This window comes from Carboxylicivirga sediminis, assembly GCF_018156225.1.
Taxonomy (GTDB): Bacteria; Bacteroidota; Bacteroidia; order Bacteroidales; family Marinilabiliaceae; genus Carboxylicivirga; species Carboxylicivirga sediminis.
This window is the reverse complement of sequence record NZ_JAGTAR010000010.1, coordinates 107,119-125,536: the sequence shown is the minus strand read 5'-3', so window position 1 is coordinate 125,536 and position 18,418 is coordinate 107,119. Positions and strand designations below refer to the sequence as shown.

General features: G+C 41.2%; 11 protein-coding genes. 4 read left to right on the top strand and 7 right to left on the bottom strand.

Translation table 11 applies throughout. The annotated features are described in order from the left end of the window. The first annotated feature begins 709 nt into the window (after positions 1–709). The 3 genes from KDU71_RS08590 (at position 710) to KDU71_RS08580 (ending at position 2,401) form a co-directional block, all read left to right on the top strand. On the top strand, positions 710–1,051 hold the full coding sequence (locus KDU71_RS08590) for a hypothetical protein (protein WP_212189660.1): 342 nt from the start codon (positions 710–712) through the stop codon (positions 1,049–1,051). A 131-nt stretch (positions 1,052–1,182) separates the two neighbouring features. After that, positions 1,183–1,758 carry a Crp/Fnr family transcriptional regulator gene (locus tag KDU71_RS08585; RefSeq protein ID WP_212189658.1) on the top strand — a complete coding sequence of 192 codons (576 nt, stop codon included), beginning with the start codon at positions 1,183–1,185 and terminating at the stop codon, positions 1,756–1,758. 67 nt (positions 1,759–1,825) lie between these two features. Then, a complete protein-coding gene (locus KDU71_RS08580; RefSeq protein ID WP_212189657.1) occupies positions 1,826–2,401 on the top strand; it encodes an NAD(P)H-dependent oxidoreductase in 576 nt (191 codons plus the stop codon). 521 nt (positions 2,402–2,922) lie between these two features. Here KDU71_RS08580 and KDU71_RS08575 read toward each other — a convergent pair. The 7 genes from KDU71_RS08575 to KDU71_RS08545 form a co-directional block, all read right to left on the bottom strand. Further along, the gene (locus tag KDU71_RS08575; RefSeq protein ID WP_212189643.1) at positions 2,923–4,302 is read right to left on the bottom strand and encodes a hypothetical protein; all 1,380 of its coding nucleotides are present in this window, start codon (positions 4,300–4,302) and stop codon (positions 2,923–2,925) included. Between the two features lie 21 nt (positions 4,303–4,323). Then, a complete protein-coding gene (locus KDU71_RS08570) occupies positions 4,324–6,132 on the bottom strand; it encodes a family 43 glycosylhydrolase (RefSeq protein WP_212189641.1) in 1,809 nt (602 codons plus the stop codon). Positions 6,133–6,182: 50 nt separating this feature from the next. Further along, positions 6,183–7,748 carry a sulfatase family protein gene (locus KDU71_RS08565; RefSeq protein ID WP_212189639.1) on the bottom strand — a complete coding sequence of 522 codons (1,566 nt, stop codon included), beginning with the start codon at positions 7,746–7,748 and terminating at the stop codon, positions 6,183–6,185. An 84-nt stretch (positions 7,749–7,832) separates the two neighbouring features. Beyond that, entirely contained in the window at positions 7,833–10,166 is a 2,334-nt protein-coding gene (bglX, locus tag KDU71_RS08560) for a beta-glucosidase BglX (protein WP_212189637.1), read from the bottom strand. 89 nt (positions 10,167–10,255) lie between these two features. Then, complete coding sequence (locus KDU71_RS08555; protein ID WP_212189636.1) at positions 10,256–11,743, bottom strand: RagB/SusD family nutrient uptake outer membrane protein; 1,488 nt, start codon at positions 11,741–11,743, stop codon at positions 10,256–10,258. Between the two features lie 20 nt (positions 11,744–11,763). Continuing rightward, positions 11,764–14,769 carry a SusC/RagA family TonB-linked outer membrane protein gene (locus KDU71_RS08550; protein ID WP_212189630.1) on the bottom strand — a complete coding sequence of 1,002 codons (3,006 nt, stop codon included), beginning with the start codon at positions 14,767–14,769 and terminating at the stop codon, positions 11,764–11,766. Between the two features lie 29 nt (positions 14,770–14,798). Continuing rightward, positions 14,799–15,188 carry a hypothetical protein gene (locus KDU71_RS08545; RefSeq protein WP_212189628.1) on the bottom strand — a complete coding sequence of 130 codons (390 nt, stop codon included), beginning with the start codon at positions 15,186–15,188 and terminating at the stop codon, positions 14,799–14,801. Positions 15,189–15,606: 418 nt separating this feature from the next. Between KDU71_RS08545 and KDU71_RS08540 the strand changes: the two genes are divergently transcribed. After that, a complete protein-coding gene (locus KDU71_RS08540) occupies positions 15,607–18,408 on the top strand; it encodes a triple tyrosine motif-containing protein (protein WP_212189626.1) in 2,802 nt (933 codons plus the stop codon). Positions 18,409–18,418: the final 10 nt, after the last annotated feature.

The following is an 18,418-nucleotide window of genomic DNA, read 5'->3' as shown; positions in this document are numbered from 1 at the left end:
GCAAAAAACCAGAATTATAAGAGCTATCAATACGTTAATCCAGTTATAGCTCTGTTTTGCCGGACCACAATAATCTGATATTTTAAAGGATCTTATACCAGCGCATTTTAATATTTAAATGGTATTATTAGTGTAAGTATAGCGGATGAAAATTTCACCCCCTCTGCACTCTGCCACTTTATTCAACTACCATAGCTAATATTTTACCACTCACTCAGGCTTTAATCAACCTACATTAGCACTACTCTTAATTGTTAAAACCTGTAATTATGGCTATTACATTATCCCCAAAGGCCTTATTTTAACATATATTAGCGTGCGTAAACACGCAAGCCTATACCGATGAAAATGGAATGGTCAAACACTCCTGTCAATATAGGCACGATGAATTGATTTCTGCTGCCTGCTGGCCATTACCAGCAATAAGTAAAGATTGCTTCATCAAGCTGGTATACATATTCTATATGTTACCATTTTCCTAGCCATACAGGAGCATGATATGGTATTTTTGTTAGTTTTAGAGGGTGAAGTTGGGTAATAGAATATCTCTGAATTATAAGCAGGATATTGATTAGCTTGACCACATGCAACGAAAGTAACTACAATGTTTGAATCACCTTACATAAAAATTAACGAACACGGGATTGACTTTATTAAGAATTATCAGGTTGACATGCACATTGACTATTGCGAAATAATCACAATCCATTTGAAAAAAGGACATTTAATAAATAACTGGATTTTGTCACTAATTCTTTCTTTGTTGTTAATTGCTTATTCTTTAAAGTGGTTAATAAGCTCATTTATGACTTTTGAAATTCAGATTTTATCAGGTCCGAATGCGAGAGGATATTTAGTATTCAAATTTATTATTCCAATATTGCTTTTTATTGGTGGTTCAATATTGACATATTTGGCAACTAAGCCTAGTCCCATAATTTCGATAAAAACTAATCACAAAAGATATAAAATACCTCTAATAGAATTTAAGAGAAGTGGAGCCTTAAATGACTTGATTGCTTTTCTTTCTGAAAGAGTTAATCTAGTATGACAACTATAAAAATTTAGATCTATAAAGCGCGACGCCCCAACTTGCGAAATAAATGAAAAAAACACCTAACAAAGTCGCAGCCTTTGCTTACATGGAACAAATACCAGCTATATAAATTAGCCGCTGATAAAATGAAAGAAAACTTGGAGAACATACTAAAAACTGTAAATATTCTGACCGATTCCGAAATATCGACCGGATTAGGCTACTTCGAAACTAAGTCATTTAAAAAAGGAGATATTTTAATTGAAGCCGGAAAGGTATGTACCTGGATGGGATATGTCAATTCGGGAGTTTTGAGGAATTATTACATCTCCAGTAAAGATGAAGAGGTAACATACTGCTTAACTTTCCCAAATAAATTTATATCTGCCTTTTCTTCTTTTATCACTCAAAAGGAGACTTTCGAAAACATCCACGCACTAACTGATGTAGAGCTTCTGGTTATCCCATACAGTCAGTATTACGAATTGATGAATTCGAGCCTAAACTGGCTGAAATTTTCAAGATTCGCCGCCGAACAATCATATATTGAAATGGAAAACCGATTACTTGCACTGCAAATGGAGTCGGCAAAAAAACGCTATGAAGACCTATTAAAGTTTAATCCGGAATATTTGCAAAAAGTACCACTAAAGTATCTTGCATCCTACCTTGGCATTACACAAAGGCATTTAAGCCGCTTAAGAAAAGAGCTCTCCTTTTAGACATTTGTCCTTTCTGAATCATCTGCCGGCCAATACCTTTGTGCTTTATTCATATTCCAAGATTTAAATGATGAAGACAACAATAGTATTTGCCCATCCTTGGCACGGTAGTTTCAACAAAGCTATATTAGAAACAATCACTAAAAAACTTGATGCCAGCTCTAATAATTATCAGATTATTGACTTGAACAAGGATAGTTTTAATCCGGTACTTGAGGAAAAAGACCTTGCTCAATATTCAAAAGGTAAGACCACTGATAGATTAGTTCTCAGCTATCAGGAGACTCTTAAGGATACATCTGAACTAATATTTATCTTTCCCGTTTGGTGGTATGATATACCTGCAATATTAAAAGGTTTTATTGATAAGGTAATGCTCAAAAACTTCTCGTATGTAGAAACTAAGTACGGCTTGAAAGGAATGCTTACTCACATCAATAAAACGACAGTAATAACCACCTCAGAATATCCAACCTGGTATCTTAAATTCTTATCAGGCAATCCGATAAAAGGAATATTTATAAACAAAACGTTGAAAGGTGTTGGACTTAAAAACATAAAGTGGTTGAATAGTGAATATACCACAACGGGTAAAATTGAAAGAAGAAAGAAATTCTTACAAAAAGTTGAATCTATTTTTTAAAGGCTCATTCGCCTTATGTCTTTTGTAATCATGTGAATTAATGGTTCAACCCGCAATATGCATTAGAAAATCTATTACGCATTTAAACTGCTTCAAAACAAAACACTTCGTAGCTTTACCTCAACTCACCAGAACGATGCAATGCATCGTTTCAGTAAAGCCTTGTTTTATTGCATTTTTAACGCTCATGACGAAGTTCTAATACATAATCCGGGTTAAAACTTGCTTCATATAAACCTTCAACCCATATCAGGGTTGTTTTCTCACCATATTCATAACCCCGCGCTTCGAACGCGGCTATTATTGTTAATGTCGTACTGACATTTTTTTATCCCGAAGGGATCTAATTTTAATATCTATAAGGCGCAAACCATTGTATATTATCACATTACTAACAGAACCCCGGAGTGGGTTCAACTATAGATTCGCATTAATCATTCAATAATAAGCTATCTGCTTTATGCCAAAAAATCTGCACCCTAAATAAAGGATGCAGATTTATCTTTAGTGCTTTTACAGTCCTAACGAGCCCGTTTGTATTGCGGCTTGTCAGGATTAAAAAAGTCGTTATACTCCTGAAAGAATTCAACACCTAAAAGCTCAGGTAAGGCAGCCAGTCCGAGCAGCATACAGGCATAATCAACGCCTTCTACTTTCGATGGCCGCCAGTTTAAATCACTGTAACTGTATTTCCACAAAATATAATCGCCACCATCGGATATACCTTCACGTGCCGGCAGGGCCATCTTACCTAATCCACGTGGATCGCGATACATCGCAATTAAATCCTTGCGAACCAAATCGGGCAATACCGGCGAGTAGCCCGCCATGGCACTCAAGGCCACATTTTTGCCCTTATTCCGGTCGCGGTCAGTACCAATGTGCTCCATACGACAGATACGATCAACGGTATAGCCCTCGTGCAATGCCCCATCATGCTCGCGCAGGCCTATGCCGGCTGTGGTGCCCCATTCGTAAGGCTGCAAACCCATCGGCTTTAAGTCATCACGGTCATTCCACCAGGCACGGTCGGCCAAAGCTGCCTGCCTCATGGCCTCCTGGTACTTTTCACTGGTGGTAAATTCGTTCACAAATAAATAGTTGAACATGAACGTGAAATTCGAGGTAAACTCTTTTGAAACCGCATGGTCAGTCATCACATGGTAGGCTTCGCCCGACTTCGAGGCGTAAGTAGCAGTGGGCAAACCATCTGGGTTACCATACCACTTATCCCATAACTTATTGGCCGGTGCATTCTTCTTTTTCGCCTGATTTTTAGCCAGCCAGGCCACTACCATGTATTCATTATAAGGCAATGTATAGCTGTTAACAGCAGGCCCTTCCTCAGTCATCTTTAAGGCAATTTGCCCTTTTGTCCAGTCACCAATAAACTGCGCCTGATCCACTAAGTTATACAACTCATCCACATAGGCTCCAAGCTGCTCATTGTGGTTAAAATAGCGCTTGGCAAATAAGGCCCCGGAAATCATCAAATCGGTGTCAATAGGGCTCCAATCCTCACCAATGGCTTTACCGGTATTGATATCAAAAAAATGGATGAAACAGTTTTGTGCTGTCCGATCGAGGCGTATCCCCTGATCGTTATGCCCCAAAACCGATTGTAAGGTTTCGATGATCTCCTCTTCTGCTTTAGTAGTCCAGCCCATTTCACTGGCCACACACTGCGCTACCAGTCCCATGCCAATATTAGCTGCCGAGCCACGGTTGGTTTCACCATGCGTACTGACATAATCGTGGTACAAGCCGTTATCGGCTCTTAACATTTGGTAGAACTTTACCGTATTGTGCAACAATTCTTCCAAAATTTGGTGATCTGTTTTTTGTGCATTACCCGTTAGCAGACCTAAACAGGCAATCAGTGATACAATTAATTTCTTCATATAACTCATTTGTTAATGTAATTACTTAACCAGCATGGGGGCACTCTGCCGGGAGATACCGTTCTCGTTGAATGCTTCAATGGTGAAATAGTAGGATGTTCCTTTATCCAGCGAAGGAATTTTATGCACGTTACTATCGTATACCAGCCACGAGTGATACAGCTTATCAGCTGCAATTCCCCAGCGAATGTTATATCCCTGTCCCCCGTTTACTTTATCCCAACTCATTTCCACATGACGGCGATCTTTCTCCCGACTGATCTTAAAGTTCTTCACCTTAGCCGGCTTTTTACCATCTCCTAAGCCAAAAACACGAATCTCTGACATCGCGAAATTATTGCCGGGCACCTCAATGTTGTTATACCGAACATATTTAGCTCTTACCGGCACGTTTAGCGGGATGTATGCATTTGGCGTATCTTTAAAGCTGTTGCTTCTATCAACAATGGTTTCCCAGTTTTTACCATCTACAGAGGCCTCTATGGTATAACGATGACGTAATCCTTCGGTTCGTGTGTAGACACCCGCTTCATGATCGTGAAAATTGAGTTGTATGGCATGGATAGTGCCCATGTGTTTCATCTCTATCTCCACCCATTGCTTATTGTCGTTGGCACTGGCCACCCAGTACGATTTTGGACTTTCATCGGTTAACACCCTTGATAAGATGCGACCATCGGCGGTATATTCCCTGGCCATCTCTTCAATATCAAAGTCTCCATCGGTGGCCGTGCTCTTTTTAATCTGCAGCTCAGATGTAGATACAGTCGTTTTGCCTTTGTAGGATAGCAACATCCAGCCGTTATGCTCACCTGCCTTGGTGGGGTGACTTGGTGCAAAACGCGGATAATCGCCATAGTGGGTATTGCTGTGCATGATACCTTCCTGATCGAAATAGGTAGGGAACATACACAGGCGGCGTTCCCAATGCGAGTTGGAGGCCAGGGCCATAGTGGCAAAATGCCAATACTCATCATTGGTGGCCTTCAAAGTCATCCCATGCCCCGCACCATTGGCAAAGCCGCCCGGCTTAAAGCTGATCGGATTACCTTCCATGTATTCAAACGGCCCTTCCGGCGATTCACCAATATAAGCGCCATCGGCATACACATTAAATTGTGTACCAGGCGCCGCATATTGCAGGTAGTATTTACCATTATGCTTGGTCATCGATGCCCCTTCCATGTAGCCCTCCTTAATAGTTGGGTGAAAGTTGTTTTCGCCAAATCGCTCCCAGCCATGCTCCTCTTCATTCAGGTTAATCAGTTCCTTGGGCTCACCGACTTCGAGCATGCGGTCATCCTTATTAAGCTGTTTCACCTTCAACGGGAACACGTTGGATGAGCCCCAGTACAAATAGGTTTTTCCGTCATCATCGATAAATAATTCCGAATCCTGAATGTTATTGGTAATGGAAGCGGTTGGTGTCCACTTGCCTGATTTTGGATCATCGGTATACAATATACTACCGTAGCCGGCCGGGTTTCCGGCAAAATAAACCACAGAATCTTTATAATTAAAAGCTGTTGGTGCATTGGAACCTTCGAAGAACCATTGTGCCGGTTTAATAAACTCCCAGTTGACTAAATCTGTTGAATGCCAGTAGCCAAACGAACGCGTTACAAACATGTAATATTCGCCCCTGAACTCAATGACAGCCGGATCTGCTCCCGAGCGATACGATATATTCTTAGCCGAATTATACACCATGTAGGTATAATCCAAATCGATAGGGTTACAATAAGTCTGAGGCTGCACATCCTGAGCTGCTACTTGGTAATGAATGAGTAACAACATTAATACAGCACTGATTTTTATTAATCTTTTCATATTTCAACTTGGTTAATTAATTGTTATAACAGAAGCTCACTTTTTAATACCTACTTCAAATACTTATCCGGCACCTGGTATTTAAGTATTAAGCTATCCAGCTGGGCGTGCAAGGTTGCTCTTACATCATCATATTTCACATCATCATACACATTATTCATTTCGCTCGGATCCTCCTCTAAATCGTACAGCTCCCACTCATTATCCTGATAAAAGTGAATCAACTTATAGCGTTCTGTTTTCACGCCATTATGTGCTTTGACACTGTGAAAACCAGGATACTCATAGTAATGATAATAGAGCGCCTGGCGCCATGGTTCATCTAATTTCTCACCTTTCATTAACGGATAAAACGATTCGCCCTGCATTTCATCGGGTATCTCCACATTGAGCATATCCAGAAACGAAGGTGCAAAATCGATGTTTTGCGTTAACGCTGCGATGGGCTCTGGAGAATGTCCTACCTGCGGATGCCTGATAACAAGCGGCATTCGGAATGATTCTTCGTACATCCAGCGCTTATCAAACCAGCCATGCTCACCTAAAAAGAAGCCCTGATCGGAGGTGTAAACAATGATGGTATTATCCAATAATCCTTTTTCCTTCAGGTACTCATAAATTTCACCAACGCTGTCGTCCACCGAGCGCACACAGGCCAGGTAATCCTGCAGATAGCGTTGCAATTTCCAGACTGCTTTTTCCTCGTCTGTTCTTTCAGTCAGATAAAAATCATTATTGCGTTCGCGGTAAGCCTCCAAAAAACGTTGACGTTCATCATCGGTCATTCGTCCGAAAAACACTTGTGGCCAGCGGTCATACAACAAGGTATCGCTATCAATACCAGTCACCATTTTCAGGTCGTGCCCCTCGTAGGCATGCTGAAAGATATTCATCTCCTGACCGGCCGCAGCAATGCGTTTGTCGTAATTATCGAAATAATTATCGGGTACCGGAAATTCGACATGCTCAAACAAACGATAATACTTTTCGGCTGGCACCCAGTTACGATGGGGTGCCTTATGCTGCATCATCAGGAAGAAGGGCTCACTCTTGTCGCGCTTTTCTAACCAGTCAATGGTCGATTCGGTAATTAGATCGGTTACATAGCCCATTTCCTGAGTTACTCCCTCCCTGGTAACGAAGTCAGGGTTATTGTACTCCCCCTGATCGTTTAATATTTTGTAGTAATCAAATCCAACCGGATCGGTGTTTAAGTGCCACTTGCCGATGACTGCCGTTTGATAACCATTTTTTTGCAGAATATTAGGAATGGTTAGCTGGTGACCATTAAACCTGGTTCCATCGTTTTTCATAAAACCATTGGCATGCGAATGCTTTCCGGTTAGAACGGTTGCCCGGCTCGGGCCGCAAATAGAATTGGCACAATAGTTTTCGAGAAACAGGGTTCCTTCGTCGGCCAAACGATCGATGTTAGGGGTTGGTGCCAGTTTGGAGATAGGATGACCATAGGCACTGAGGGCCTGCATGGCATGGTCATCGGTCATTATAAATAAGATATTGGTTGGCTTATTATTAGCCCCGGTATTTGTGCTGTTGCACGAAGTCAAAATCTTTCCGGCCAGTAAAAGGAATAATATTTTAAAAAGTAGTCTCATGAGGTGATGGTTTATGCCTTGATTACGGGTTTTCGGATAAGCAATAAAGGGAATGAAAGCACCCCCGAAGAGGTGCTTTCATGATTAGTTATAGGTGAACCTTGTATGGTTACTTTCATCATCGGAGCTGGTTGCAATCCATAGATTAAAGTCACCAACTTCAGCTATTGGCTGCATATCAACACCTAAGAACTCAATTGCTTTTTCATCAATTGTAAATTCCACAGTTGTTGATTCACCCTTTTTAAGCGCTATTTTTTCAAAACCTTTCAGCTCTTTCACGGGTCGTGTTACCGATGCTGTAATATCCTGAATATATAGCTGTACAATTTCTTCACCGTCGTAGTTACCGGTGTTGGTAATGTCGATTGTTGCCTTAATAGCACCACCTTTAGAGAAGGCCTTGTTATCCAACTTCAGGTTACTGTAATCGAAAGTTGTATAGGATAATCCGTGGCCAAACGGATACAATGGTGAATTGGCTACATCGATATAGTTTGAACGATAATCGGCAGGTGTATCATCGTTAAACGGACGCCCTGTGTTTTTCACATTGTAATGGATGGGTACCTGACCCACATTACGAGGGAAGGTCATTACCAGCTTGGCAGATGGATTGTAATCACCTGAAAGAACATCAGCCACCGCATGACCGGCCATTAAGCCCGGATACCATGCCTCCACAATGGCATCTACATTCTCGGCCTCCCATGACAAATCAAGGGGACGACCATTAAACACCACCAAAACGATTGGCTTACCAGTCTTCTTCAGTTCTTTGAGCAAATCGCGCTGATTACCCGGCAAGGTTATATCAGTACGGGATGCCGCTTCGCCCGACCAATGGTAGTTTTCGCCCATTGCCACCACAATGACATCGCTATTACGCGCAACATTTACAGCCTTGGCAAATCCGCTTCTATCCGGCACATTCCCAGTTGAGACCTTTTCTGTTTGACGGTCAATTAAAGGTAAATCAGTGCCTTTGGCATAGGAGAATTTTACGTTTGAATCAGCATATTTGGCATCCAAACCTTCTTTCAGTGTTACAGATTTACTGCGATCGCCTTTGATGGCCCACTCACCATTTAAACTCTTACGCTCATTAACAAAAGGTCCGATAAGAGCTACACGCTTCTTGTCTTCTTTCTTAAGTGGCAACACATTATTCTCATTTTTCAGCAGTACAATTGAACCTTGCGCTGCCTCATGCGCCAATTGAATGTACTCATCGTTCATTACCACTTCCTTTTCGCGCTCAACGTCGCAATAGCGGAATGGATCGTCGAACAGTCCTAGCAGGAACTTCATCTCCAGGATGCGTGCTACTGCCACATCAACCTGGTTTTCGGATATGCTCCCTTCTTCAACCAACTCCTGGAGGTGCGTAACAAAAGCCTCACTAATCATGTCCATATCAATGCCTGCATCCAGACTTAACTGTGCTCCATGCTTCAAATCTTCAGCATAGCCATGGGCAATCAGTTCCAAAATGGCCGTGTAGTCGGTCACCACCAACCCGTTAAAACCCCATGCATTGCGCAAAATATCGGTGTATAAATGTTTATTGCCGGTGCAAGGAATACCATTGAGGTCGTTAAAAGCGGTCATAAATGACCCAACACCTTCGTCGATGGCAGCCTGGAACGGAGGGAAATATGTTTCATTCAAACTACGCTCCGAGATATCAACCGTATGGTAATCGCGCCCGGCCTGCGCTGCACCATAGCCTACAAAGTGTTTAGCAGTGGCTATGAGTGTATTGTTCTTGTTTAGGTCAGAATAATCGCTAATACCCTGAAAACCTTTCACACGAGCTCTGGCAACCAATGAGGCCAGGTACACATCTTCACCGGCACCCTCCATAACACGCCCCCAGCGCGGGTCGGTTGACATATCAATCATTGGTGCAAAATTCCAGGCTACACCCGATGCAGTTGCTTCGTCGGCTGCTGCTCTGGCAGTTCGCTCCATCAAATTCAAATCCCATGAGCAGGCCTCCGCCAATGGAATTGGAAACGTTGTTTCCAAACCGTGAATCACATCCGCAGCAAACAACATTGGAATTTTCAGGCGTGAATATTTCAGGTTTTGCTCCTGTAGCATACGTACATTCGCAGCACCAAAAGCGTTAAATGTACTCCCAATCATCCCTCTCTTAAGGTACTCGCCTGATTGATTATCTGCCACTTCACCCGTTGGGGCAAAATTGGCTGAATATTGATTCATCTGACCTATTTTCTCTTCCAGTGTCATTAACGACAACACGGAGTCTACCTTAGCTTCAATAACCGGATCACCACTGAAGCTTTTCCAACCGGCCACCTTGGTACCACCTGTATCAGAGCAGGCAGCCAATGTCCCAACAAACATGGCAATTGCTCCTAATTTCATTATATTTTTATTCACCTTTCCCATCAACTCTATATTTTAATGTGGTAACGTTTTTATTTATTGCATATTAAGTTTGGAAACAGGAGGAGGATAACTCCTCCCATCCACTATCGTTATTCGTCCTTAATTGGCCCGGCCAAATTTGGATTCAGATCCTCCTGAAACAAAGGAATCGGCAAATATTCGTGCTTACCCGTTTCGAAACCATCCAAAACACTGGCTGCTTTACCTGTTCGTACCAGATCGAAGAAGCGGTTACCCCACTCAACTGAAAGCTCTGCGCGACGCTCATCAAGGATATCATCAAGGGTGATACCAGAAATTGGATCCATGCCGGCTCTTCGCCTTACCTCATTAAATGGAGTTGACACATCACCGCCAATTTGCAATTTCGCTTCGGCATTCATCAGTAAAACATCAGCGTATCTCAAGACTCTGATATTATTGTTTGAACCATAATCGTTACGACCAGGCGTCATCTGGTCTTTGGGCAAATAAGCTTTCCCATTATAGTGGGCTTTAATATCCATATAGTTTGGTTCAAATATCTCTATTGCATCACCGGCAGGCGTAGTTGCCCCCGACTCTAAAACAGCTACATCCCAACGAACTTCCTCATTACGCCCTTTCATGAAGTCAAGAAACTCGGGACGCAATAACATGAATCCCCAACCACTAATAGGTGCGGGATTGTTTCGTGGTCCCTGGTGCTGAAACCATGCACCACCATATACCTGCTGTCCGTCACCTGTATCAAAATCAGTAAACTGTAGTTCATAAAGCGATTCCGGCGCTAATTTACCTGGCACTTTAAACAGGTTGTAGTAATCATCATACAGGTACAGGCCAGCCTTCTCAATGATATCATCCGTTAATGATGCCACCATATTATAATCGCTTTCCATTAAGGCTACTTTAGCCTTTAGAGCCATAGCTGCGTATTTCGTAACTGCCCCTTTTCTGTCGTTTTGTGTCTCAGGTAAATGCTCTATGCAGAAATCCAACTCCTCATAGATATATGCTCTCAACGATTCTACACTATTGCGATATGGTTGATAAGGGATACCATAGGTAATATCATCAGGATTAATAATAGGAGCATTCCCCCACAAGTTGCTTATAAAATAGTAAGCTAATGCACGATGGAATATAATCTCGGCATCGTATTGGTCAGCCAAGGCCAACTGTTCTTCAGATACCAAATGCTCTCTAAAGTTTTCAATCAGTTCCTGGTTATCATGTGTTGCAAACACAATCTTGTACAAGGACACCCAGGTATTGTTTAAGGCCCAAAAACCTTTTGCCTGGTTGTAGTTAAATTCCTCAAGGTATAAATATTCGCCCTGATCACTTTCTGAGCCTCCTCCTTTAGTTACTTCGTCACCGCGTATGTTTAAAAGTGGCCACATTTCCCATTGAGCCAATCGTTCGCGTGTTGTGGCGTATACACCTGAGACAGGCCCATACATCAGGCTGCTATCAGTGTAATCTATCTCGTCGCTTGGCACTTCACCTTCCTGGACAATATCCAGCCAATCGTTACATGAGCTTAATAGAATAAGTCCCATGAACAGAGCAATATATTTCGTTATCGGTTTCATAATATCTATGTTTAGCTTCATTAAAAATTAAGACGTAACCCTAATGAGAAGATGGCAGGAATAGGGTAAACTGATTCATCAATACCTCCTGGTACTTCAGGCGTAAAACCGTTTGATGAAAAGAAAGTGTATGGTCTGTCGGCATTCAGATACACCTGCGAAGCTCCTAATCCGAATTTATTCATTACAGAAGTTGGAATATCATACGATAAACGTACATTCTGAATACGGAAATAGGAACCATCCTCCAGGAAGAAATCATTTAAACGACCTGTATTCCAAGGGTTGTATAACCCTTCGGCCGAAGGGGTACTGTTAGTTGAGCCAGGACCTGTCCAAACACTGTTGGCCAGATTAGCATCAACGTTATTGGCACCGTGCTTATTAATATCGGCTCTGCGGCGGTTAAAAATAGTAACACCATGTACGCCCTGAAAAGTAGCTGCCAGTGTAAAGCCTTTGTAACCAACAGCCATGTTGATACCATAAGTAAAATCAGGATTTGGATCTCCTAATAAAACACGGTCATTGTCATCAATTACTCCATCGCCATTGGTGTCAACATATCTGAAATCACCAGGTTTTAAGCCATTGGCACGCGCAATCGGATCGGCATCAATTTCAGCCTGGGTCTGATACACGCCATCAGTTTTCCAACCATAGAAAGAGTAAAGAGCTCCACCCACGTATGAACGCTGAGGAAATTCAGCAGACCCGGTTTGTAGGTAAGGTTCACCTGACAGGTCGGTTACACGGTTTTTGATGGTGGTGATATTACCGCCAATTGAATAGTGAAAATCCTTACCAATCTTGTCAGACCAGTTTACCATCACCTCAACACCAGAGTTACGAACCGAACCGGCATTTTGCAACAGATTACCATTACCCATTGGCAAAGTGGTTAAAATTACCATATTGCGTGTTTCGCGATTATAATAATCAGCCTCAACATTTAGTCGATAGTCAAACATTTTGGTCTCAATACCAATGTTCTTCTCATCCACCAATTCCCACTCCAAATCAGTGAAAATACGGTTGTTAATCATCCCCGGCACTAAGGAACCTCCGAAAATACCTGAGCTACCTAAATCGCCACCGGCAATTGAACCAAAAGCACTATTAGCTGGTACGCGGTCGTTACCTAACAATCCCCACGATGCACGTACTTTTAAGTGATCAATCTTAGCACTTGTCAAACCAGATGCAAAATCTTCCTGCGAAACAACCCAACCAGCTCCTAAAGAAGGGAAGTAACCCCACTTTTGCTGGTATTTCGATGAGCCATCGGCACGCATTGTAAGAGATAACAGATACTTGTGCTGGTAGTCGTATGAGAAACGAGCAAAAACAGACATACCTCTAAAACGCGTACCTCCATCGTCAGATGTTCTTGTATCGGCAATACCCGAGTTCAAATAGTCTTTGTTAGTGACTCCTTGAGCTGTACCATTTAACCAACGGAAATTTTCTTCGCGTACAGATAAACCACCCATTGAGGTTAGGTTATGATCTCCCCAACTATTACGCCATGTAACGGTATTATCCCACACATAATCGTAATTCCAATTATTTGTCTTACTCAAAGAATTAAGCACTTGCTGAGTATTCCCCACTTTATATTCGGGAACATAGGCAGTTACAGCTCCATAGCGAAAATCCATATTCATGGCTGAACGAAATACAATATCCTGACTATCAAAAGGACGTAGCTCAGCATAAATATTAGGCATAAAACGCGTAATATCTGACTGATTGTCGCTATGGTAGTAAGCACGTGCTACAGGATTGGTGTAATACGTGTCGTAACCCAGGTTATGAGGATTACCATATGGCCTAGGAAATGATTCTCCATCGGCTAGATTATCATCATAAACGGCGTACATTGGATTATTGACATAGGCCTGAAACCACGCCGAACCATCGTCTGTCATGCGTTTTTCTTTGGTTAAGATGGTGCTAAACCCCACTTTTAACTTTGATGATACATCGTAATCTACTTTACCACGCAGGTTCAAACGGTCATAATACCCGGTTGAATTCATTATTCCATCCTGGCCGAAATACCCTAAACTAAACGCATAGGCTGACTTCTCATTTCCTCCATTCAGAGAAAGGTTGTGATTTTGAATAGGCGCAGAGCTTCGTATCAATTCATCGTACCAATCGGTTGACACTGCAGGAATACCATTAGTACCACCCCACCGAGCGATGGCCGCATCAACATATTGTTCATTGCCGGCTGCACGCATTAAAGTAGCATACTGCTCAGAGTTGGCCATATCCAAGCGCTGTGTTACCGATTGCACCCCATAGTAGCCATCATACGCTACCTGCATGTCACGGTTTTTAGAACCTCCTTTGGTGGTGATGAGTACCACCCCATTTGCTGCACGAACACCATAGATAGCAGCTGCCGATGCATCTTTCAACACCGACATTGTTTCAATATCGTTGGGACTTAAGAAGTTAATATCATCTAAGAACATGCCATCTACCACATACAAAGGATTGGAGTTTTGAATCGATCCAACCCCACGAATGCTTACCTGCGGGCCTTCACCCGGCACACCTGAGTTAACAATGGTTACACCAGCTACCTTACCCTGAACGGCTCCCATAGCTGATGATGCACTCATCGAGGTAATCTCTTCGGCCGATATGGTGGCAATTGGCGAAGTCAAATCTTTAGATTTACTGGTACCATAGCCAATCACCACAACCTCTTCCAAATCACTGGCATCGGCTCCCAAGGTCACTTCAAAATAATCTTTATCGCCAACTAATATTTCCTGACTAACCATACCAATGTATGAGATCACTAAAACATCATCGGGCGAAACTCCTTCCAGAACAAATTGTCCTTCAAAGTTAGTTGCAGTACCGGTGAGTGTTCCTTTAACAAGCACACTGGCGCCTGGCAGTTCAAAGCCGGCGTCATCGCGTATCACGCCTGTTACTGTTTTTGCATCTTGGGCTAGGGCAATATGACCAATTAGCCAAAATGCTATTAACAATCGTTTAATCATAATAATTGAAATTTATTTAGTTATTACTGTTAATCCTTTGAGAAAGGCAATTCCTTGCCTGCAAATTGTTGTTCAATCCTATTTGTATCCACATCAACTACATATGGCATCGTAAGACGGTGTTGTCCATCAACTATTTCTACTGGTGGCAGCCCACTTTCAAGAAGCGTACCATTTTGCCAGATATCTATCTTCTCATATGGATTTGATGATAGGTCATTATAACTACTGGTGCACATGCGCAGCATCTTTCCATTTAAAATGACAGTTGCTTTTGAGTTGACACCTTCAAAAAAAAGAAAGTGCTCAACCATTTCATCATCCGAACTTAAATGGAACTCCTTTTGATAGATTGCTTGACCTCGGCAGTATTCATGAGTTGTGTAGGTGCCGTTATTCCAATGATAAGGTAAAACCACCTAATCCGCCTTTTTATTAATACCTGATAAACTAAAGTTCCATCCTTTGTGAAAGGATATTTTTTGCAATTGGGCATTACTCAATCCCTGCCCAAAGAATGAGATCAGAAGTAATAATAAAGCATTTTTCATTTGCCTGGAATTAATGGATTTTTAGCTTCACAAATATTTTGAAAAGGGTATGATTTGCCTGATTTATTGATACATCATATATACATCATTTATTCTCAAATACCCACACCCCCCTGTTTTAATGACACTTATAAACCACATTACCTTTGTTAAAAAGTCTTACAGAGACGTATTGATTGCATCAAATACATCATTGATTGCATCACAAAATTGTGATTAAAACAAAATTTGAATAATATTGAAACAATTTATTTAGTGACCAATTAGCCAAATTAACATCGACTTAATGACTAGGATTGTTATCATATTCCTGTACTTACTCTACTCTATTAATTCCATTGCCACAGACATTATTAAACCTTCTACACAAAGGTTTATAATAACTCCCAGAATATCCAGTTTTACAAAGCATGATTATAACGCCGAGAACCAGAACTGGAGCGTTTGCAGTTCGGAAATTGGCGCCGTTTATTTTGCTAATTCAATGGGCCTGTTGCGCTTTGATGGCGAAAACTGGAACCTATATGAAACACCCAATGTTTTAAGAGCCGTTTACTGCAGCGGCGACACCATTTATGTTGGAGGAAATGGCATTATGGGCTATTTCTTAGAAAGTAACCTGAATGCCGGCTATCATGCCCTGGCTACTATTTATAATGATATCTGGAAAATATTCGCATCGGATAAATACGTCATATTCCAGGCATTTAACCGCATGTATCACCTTAATGAGCATGGCCATATAGGCATTGAACGCATTGAAGAAGGCAACACCACCTTTGCCTATCCCATTGATAACGAGATTTTTTATCAGCTTAGTCATGGCAAGCTGATAGCACTTACGCCCAACGCTAAAGAACGAACCCTATTAAATAGTCCCGCTCTTAATAAGTACATGATAAAGTACATTAGCAAAACAGTTCATAATGAGTATTTGCTGGGAACCCTTAATAATGGCCTTTTCCAACTAAAAGACGGGCGATTAACTCGCCTTCCATCGGCACTCAATGATTTTTTAATAAAATACCAACTTAACAAGGCCATATACCTGTATGACGGATACTATGCTTTTGCAAGCATGAATGGTGGTGTTATTATCGGCAATTTAGAGGGGGAAATTAAATACATCTTTGATAACAGTAATGGTTTAAGCAGTAACCGAATTCATGGCCTACACCATCAGAATGATGGTCAATTATGGATAGCAAGCGACAATGGCATAGCATTCGTTGATTTAAAAAGCCCTTTTCTATACTTTAACTATAAGAACAATCCTTTAGGCACTTATTATGATGCCCTTTCATACAACGGTAACTATTATATCGCCACTAATAAAGGCGTGTATGTAGCCAGGCCAGATACCTTTCATACAAATATATTTGATATTGAATTGGTTAAAAATTCAGAAGGACAGGCCTGGAATCTGGATGTCATAGACAAGGAACTGTTTGTTGGCCATAACAACGGCACATTTCAGCTGGTAGATGAGCAATTAACTAAGATAGCCGATGTTGCTGGTGGCTATCACTTTTTACAAAGTGATATAGATAGCAGCATAATGTATGAAACATCGTATTATGGATTAGCAGTTTACACCAGACAACAAGGTAAATGGCAGTTTGATTTTAACATTAATAATATGGAGGGACTAACCCATGATGTTATAGAACAGAACGATGGCTCCCTCATAGTCACGGGTTCGTTAAAAGAGGCTTATCATATTACCATTGACCATAACAGTAAGAAAGTACAGATTGAAGACATCAGCAAGCATGCTGCTTTTAATAGTTCTAACTGGATACGTGCCTTCAACTTAGATCATCAAACCTACCTGGTGGCCAGCGACACCACACTTCAATTTAAAGAAGGACAGCTCATTCCTGCTCATAAGGCTTTGGATAAAATAAGTTACATCTCCGAAGCAATAGGCAACTATTGCTTTATAAGAAAAAAAGGGGCCCTGGAGTTATTTAATTTTAAAAAGAATGAGTTGGTTGAAATCCCTTACAATTTAACACACATTGAGAATGAGCTGGTTTATAAATATGAAAACATTACAAAAATTAAGGAGCATGAGTGTTTCTTTTGCCTGTCTGAAGGGATTGCCTATACCAATATCGAAAACTTAACAACAGCCAAATACAAACAGAAACCCACACTCATCACCAATATTGAATACAGCAACAACCGAACCGGAGAAGTGGGCCAGCATGATACCATCCAATCGGCTGTTCCGCACATATACAATACGGTGAAATTCACGTTTACAGCACTTAATTATGAATCAGATGCGATTTATGAATTTTACCTGGATGGATATAGTCAGAATTGGCAACGAATAACAAGCAGCAATGAGGTCGTATTTCAGGATCTGCGAGAAGGCCAATACACCTTTAAAGTGAAACAAAAAGGAAGTTCGCTGTATGCCAAACATACCTTTAAAATAGCTCCGCCGTATTATCGAACCATCTATGCGTATTTTGTATATGGCTTGCTGATTGTTAGTTTGTATATAATCAGTATTTCTTTGTACCGCCATTTTATCAGAAAACAGACCTATAAACAACTAATTGCTAAACGAAAAAAGTTGCATGAACAAAACATGGAACTAAAGCAAAAACAGCTGGATGAAGAAGTAAAAGAACTACAAAGTGAAGTCACACTCAAAAATGATAAGCTCTCGAACTTGCTGCTGCAAAATAGTAAGAAGAAGGAAATAATAGATAGCATTCAGCAAGAGCTTCAACAAATAAGGCAAAATGAGAAGTATGTTAGCTCAAGACATATAGATAGACTGACTCGCATGATAAAAAGTAATTTTAATGAGCAAAAGGATTGGCTGATGTTTGAGGCAGCCTTTTCCGAAGCAAACAATCACTTTTTTAAAAAGCTCCGGGAAAAACACCCTATTCTGACGGATGAGGACTTAAAGCTGTGTGCTTACCTAAAAGTGAATATGTCATCAAAAGAGTTGGCTCCAATATTTCAGATTACAACCCGAAGTGTAGATCTTAAAAAGTACCGACTGAAAAAGAAATTGGGACTAAGTCGTGAACAAGGCCTAAATCATTATTTACAAATCTTTTAGAGACTAACCC

What these genes read in the sequence shown, in the direction of transcription:
- KDU71_RS08585 (WP_212189658.1), top strand. Translation starts at nt 1,183, where the DNA reads ATGAAAGAAAACTTGGAGAACATACTAAAAACTGTAAATATTCTGACC.
- KDU71_RS08580 (WP_212189657.1), top strand. Translation starts at nt 1,826, where the DNA reads ATGATGAAGACAACAATAGTATTTGCCCATCCTTGGCACGGTAGTTTC.
- KDU71_RS08575 (WP_212189643.1), bottom strand. Translation starts at nt 4,302, where the DNA reads ATGAAGAAATTAATTGTATCACTGATTGCCTGTTTAGGTCTGCTAACG.
- KDU71_RS08570 (WP_212189641.1), bottom strand. Translation starts at nt 6,132, where the DNA reads ATGAAAAGATTAATAAAAATCAGTGCTGTATTAATGTTGTTACTCATT.
- KDU71_RS08565 (WP_212189639.1), bottom strand. Translation starts at nt 7,748, where the DNA reads ATGAGACTACTTTTTAAAATATTATTCCTTTTACTGGCCGGAAAGATT.
- bglX (WP_212189637.1), bottom strand. Translation starts at nt 10,166, where the DNA reads ATGGGAAAGGTGAATAAAAATATAATGAAATTAGGAGCAATTGCCATG.
- KDU71_RS08555 (WP_212189636.1), bottom strand. Translation starts at nt 11,743, where the DNA reads ATGAAACCGATAACGAAATATATTGCTCTGTTCATGGGACTTATTCTA.
- KDU71_RS08550 (WP_212189630.1), bottom strand. Translation starts at nt 14,769, where the DNA reads ATGATTAAACGATTGTTAATAGCATTTTGGCTAATTGGTCATATTGCC.
- KDU71_RS08540 (WP_212189626.1), top strand. Translation starts at nt 15,607, where the DNA reads ATGACTAGGATTGTTATCATATTCCTGTACTTACTCTACTCTATTAAT.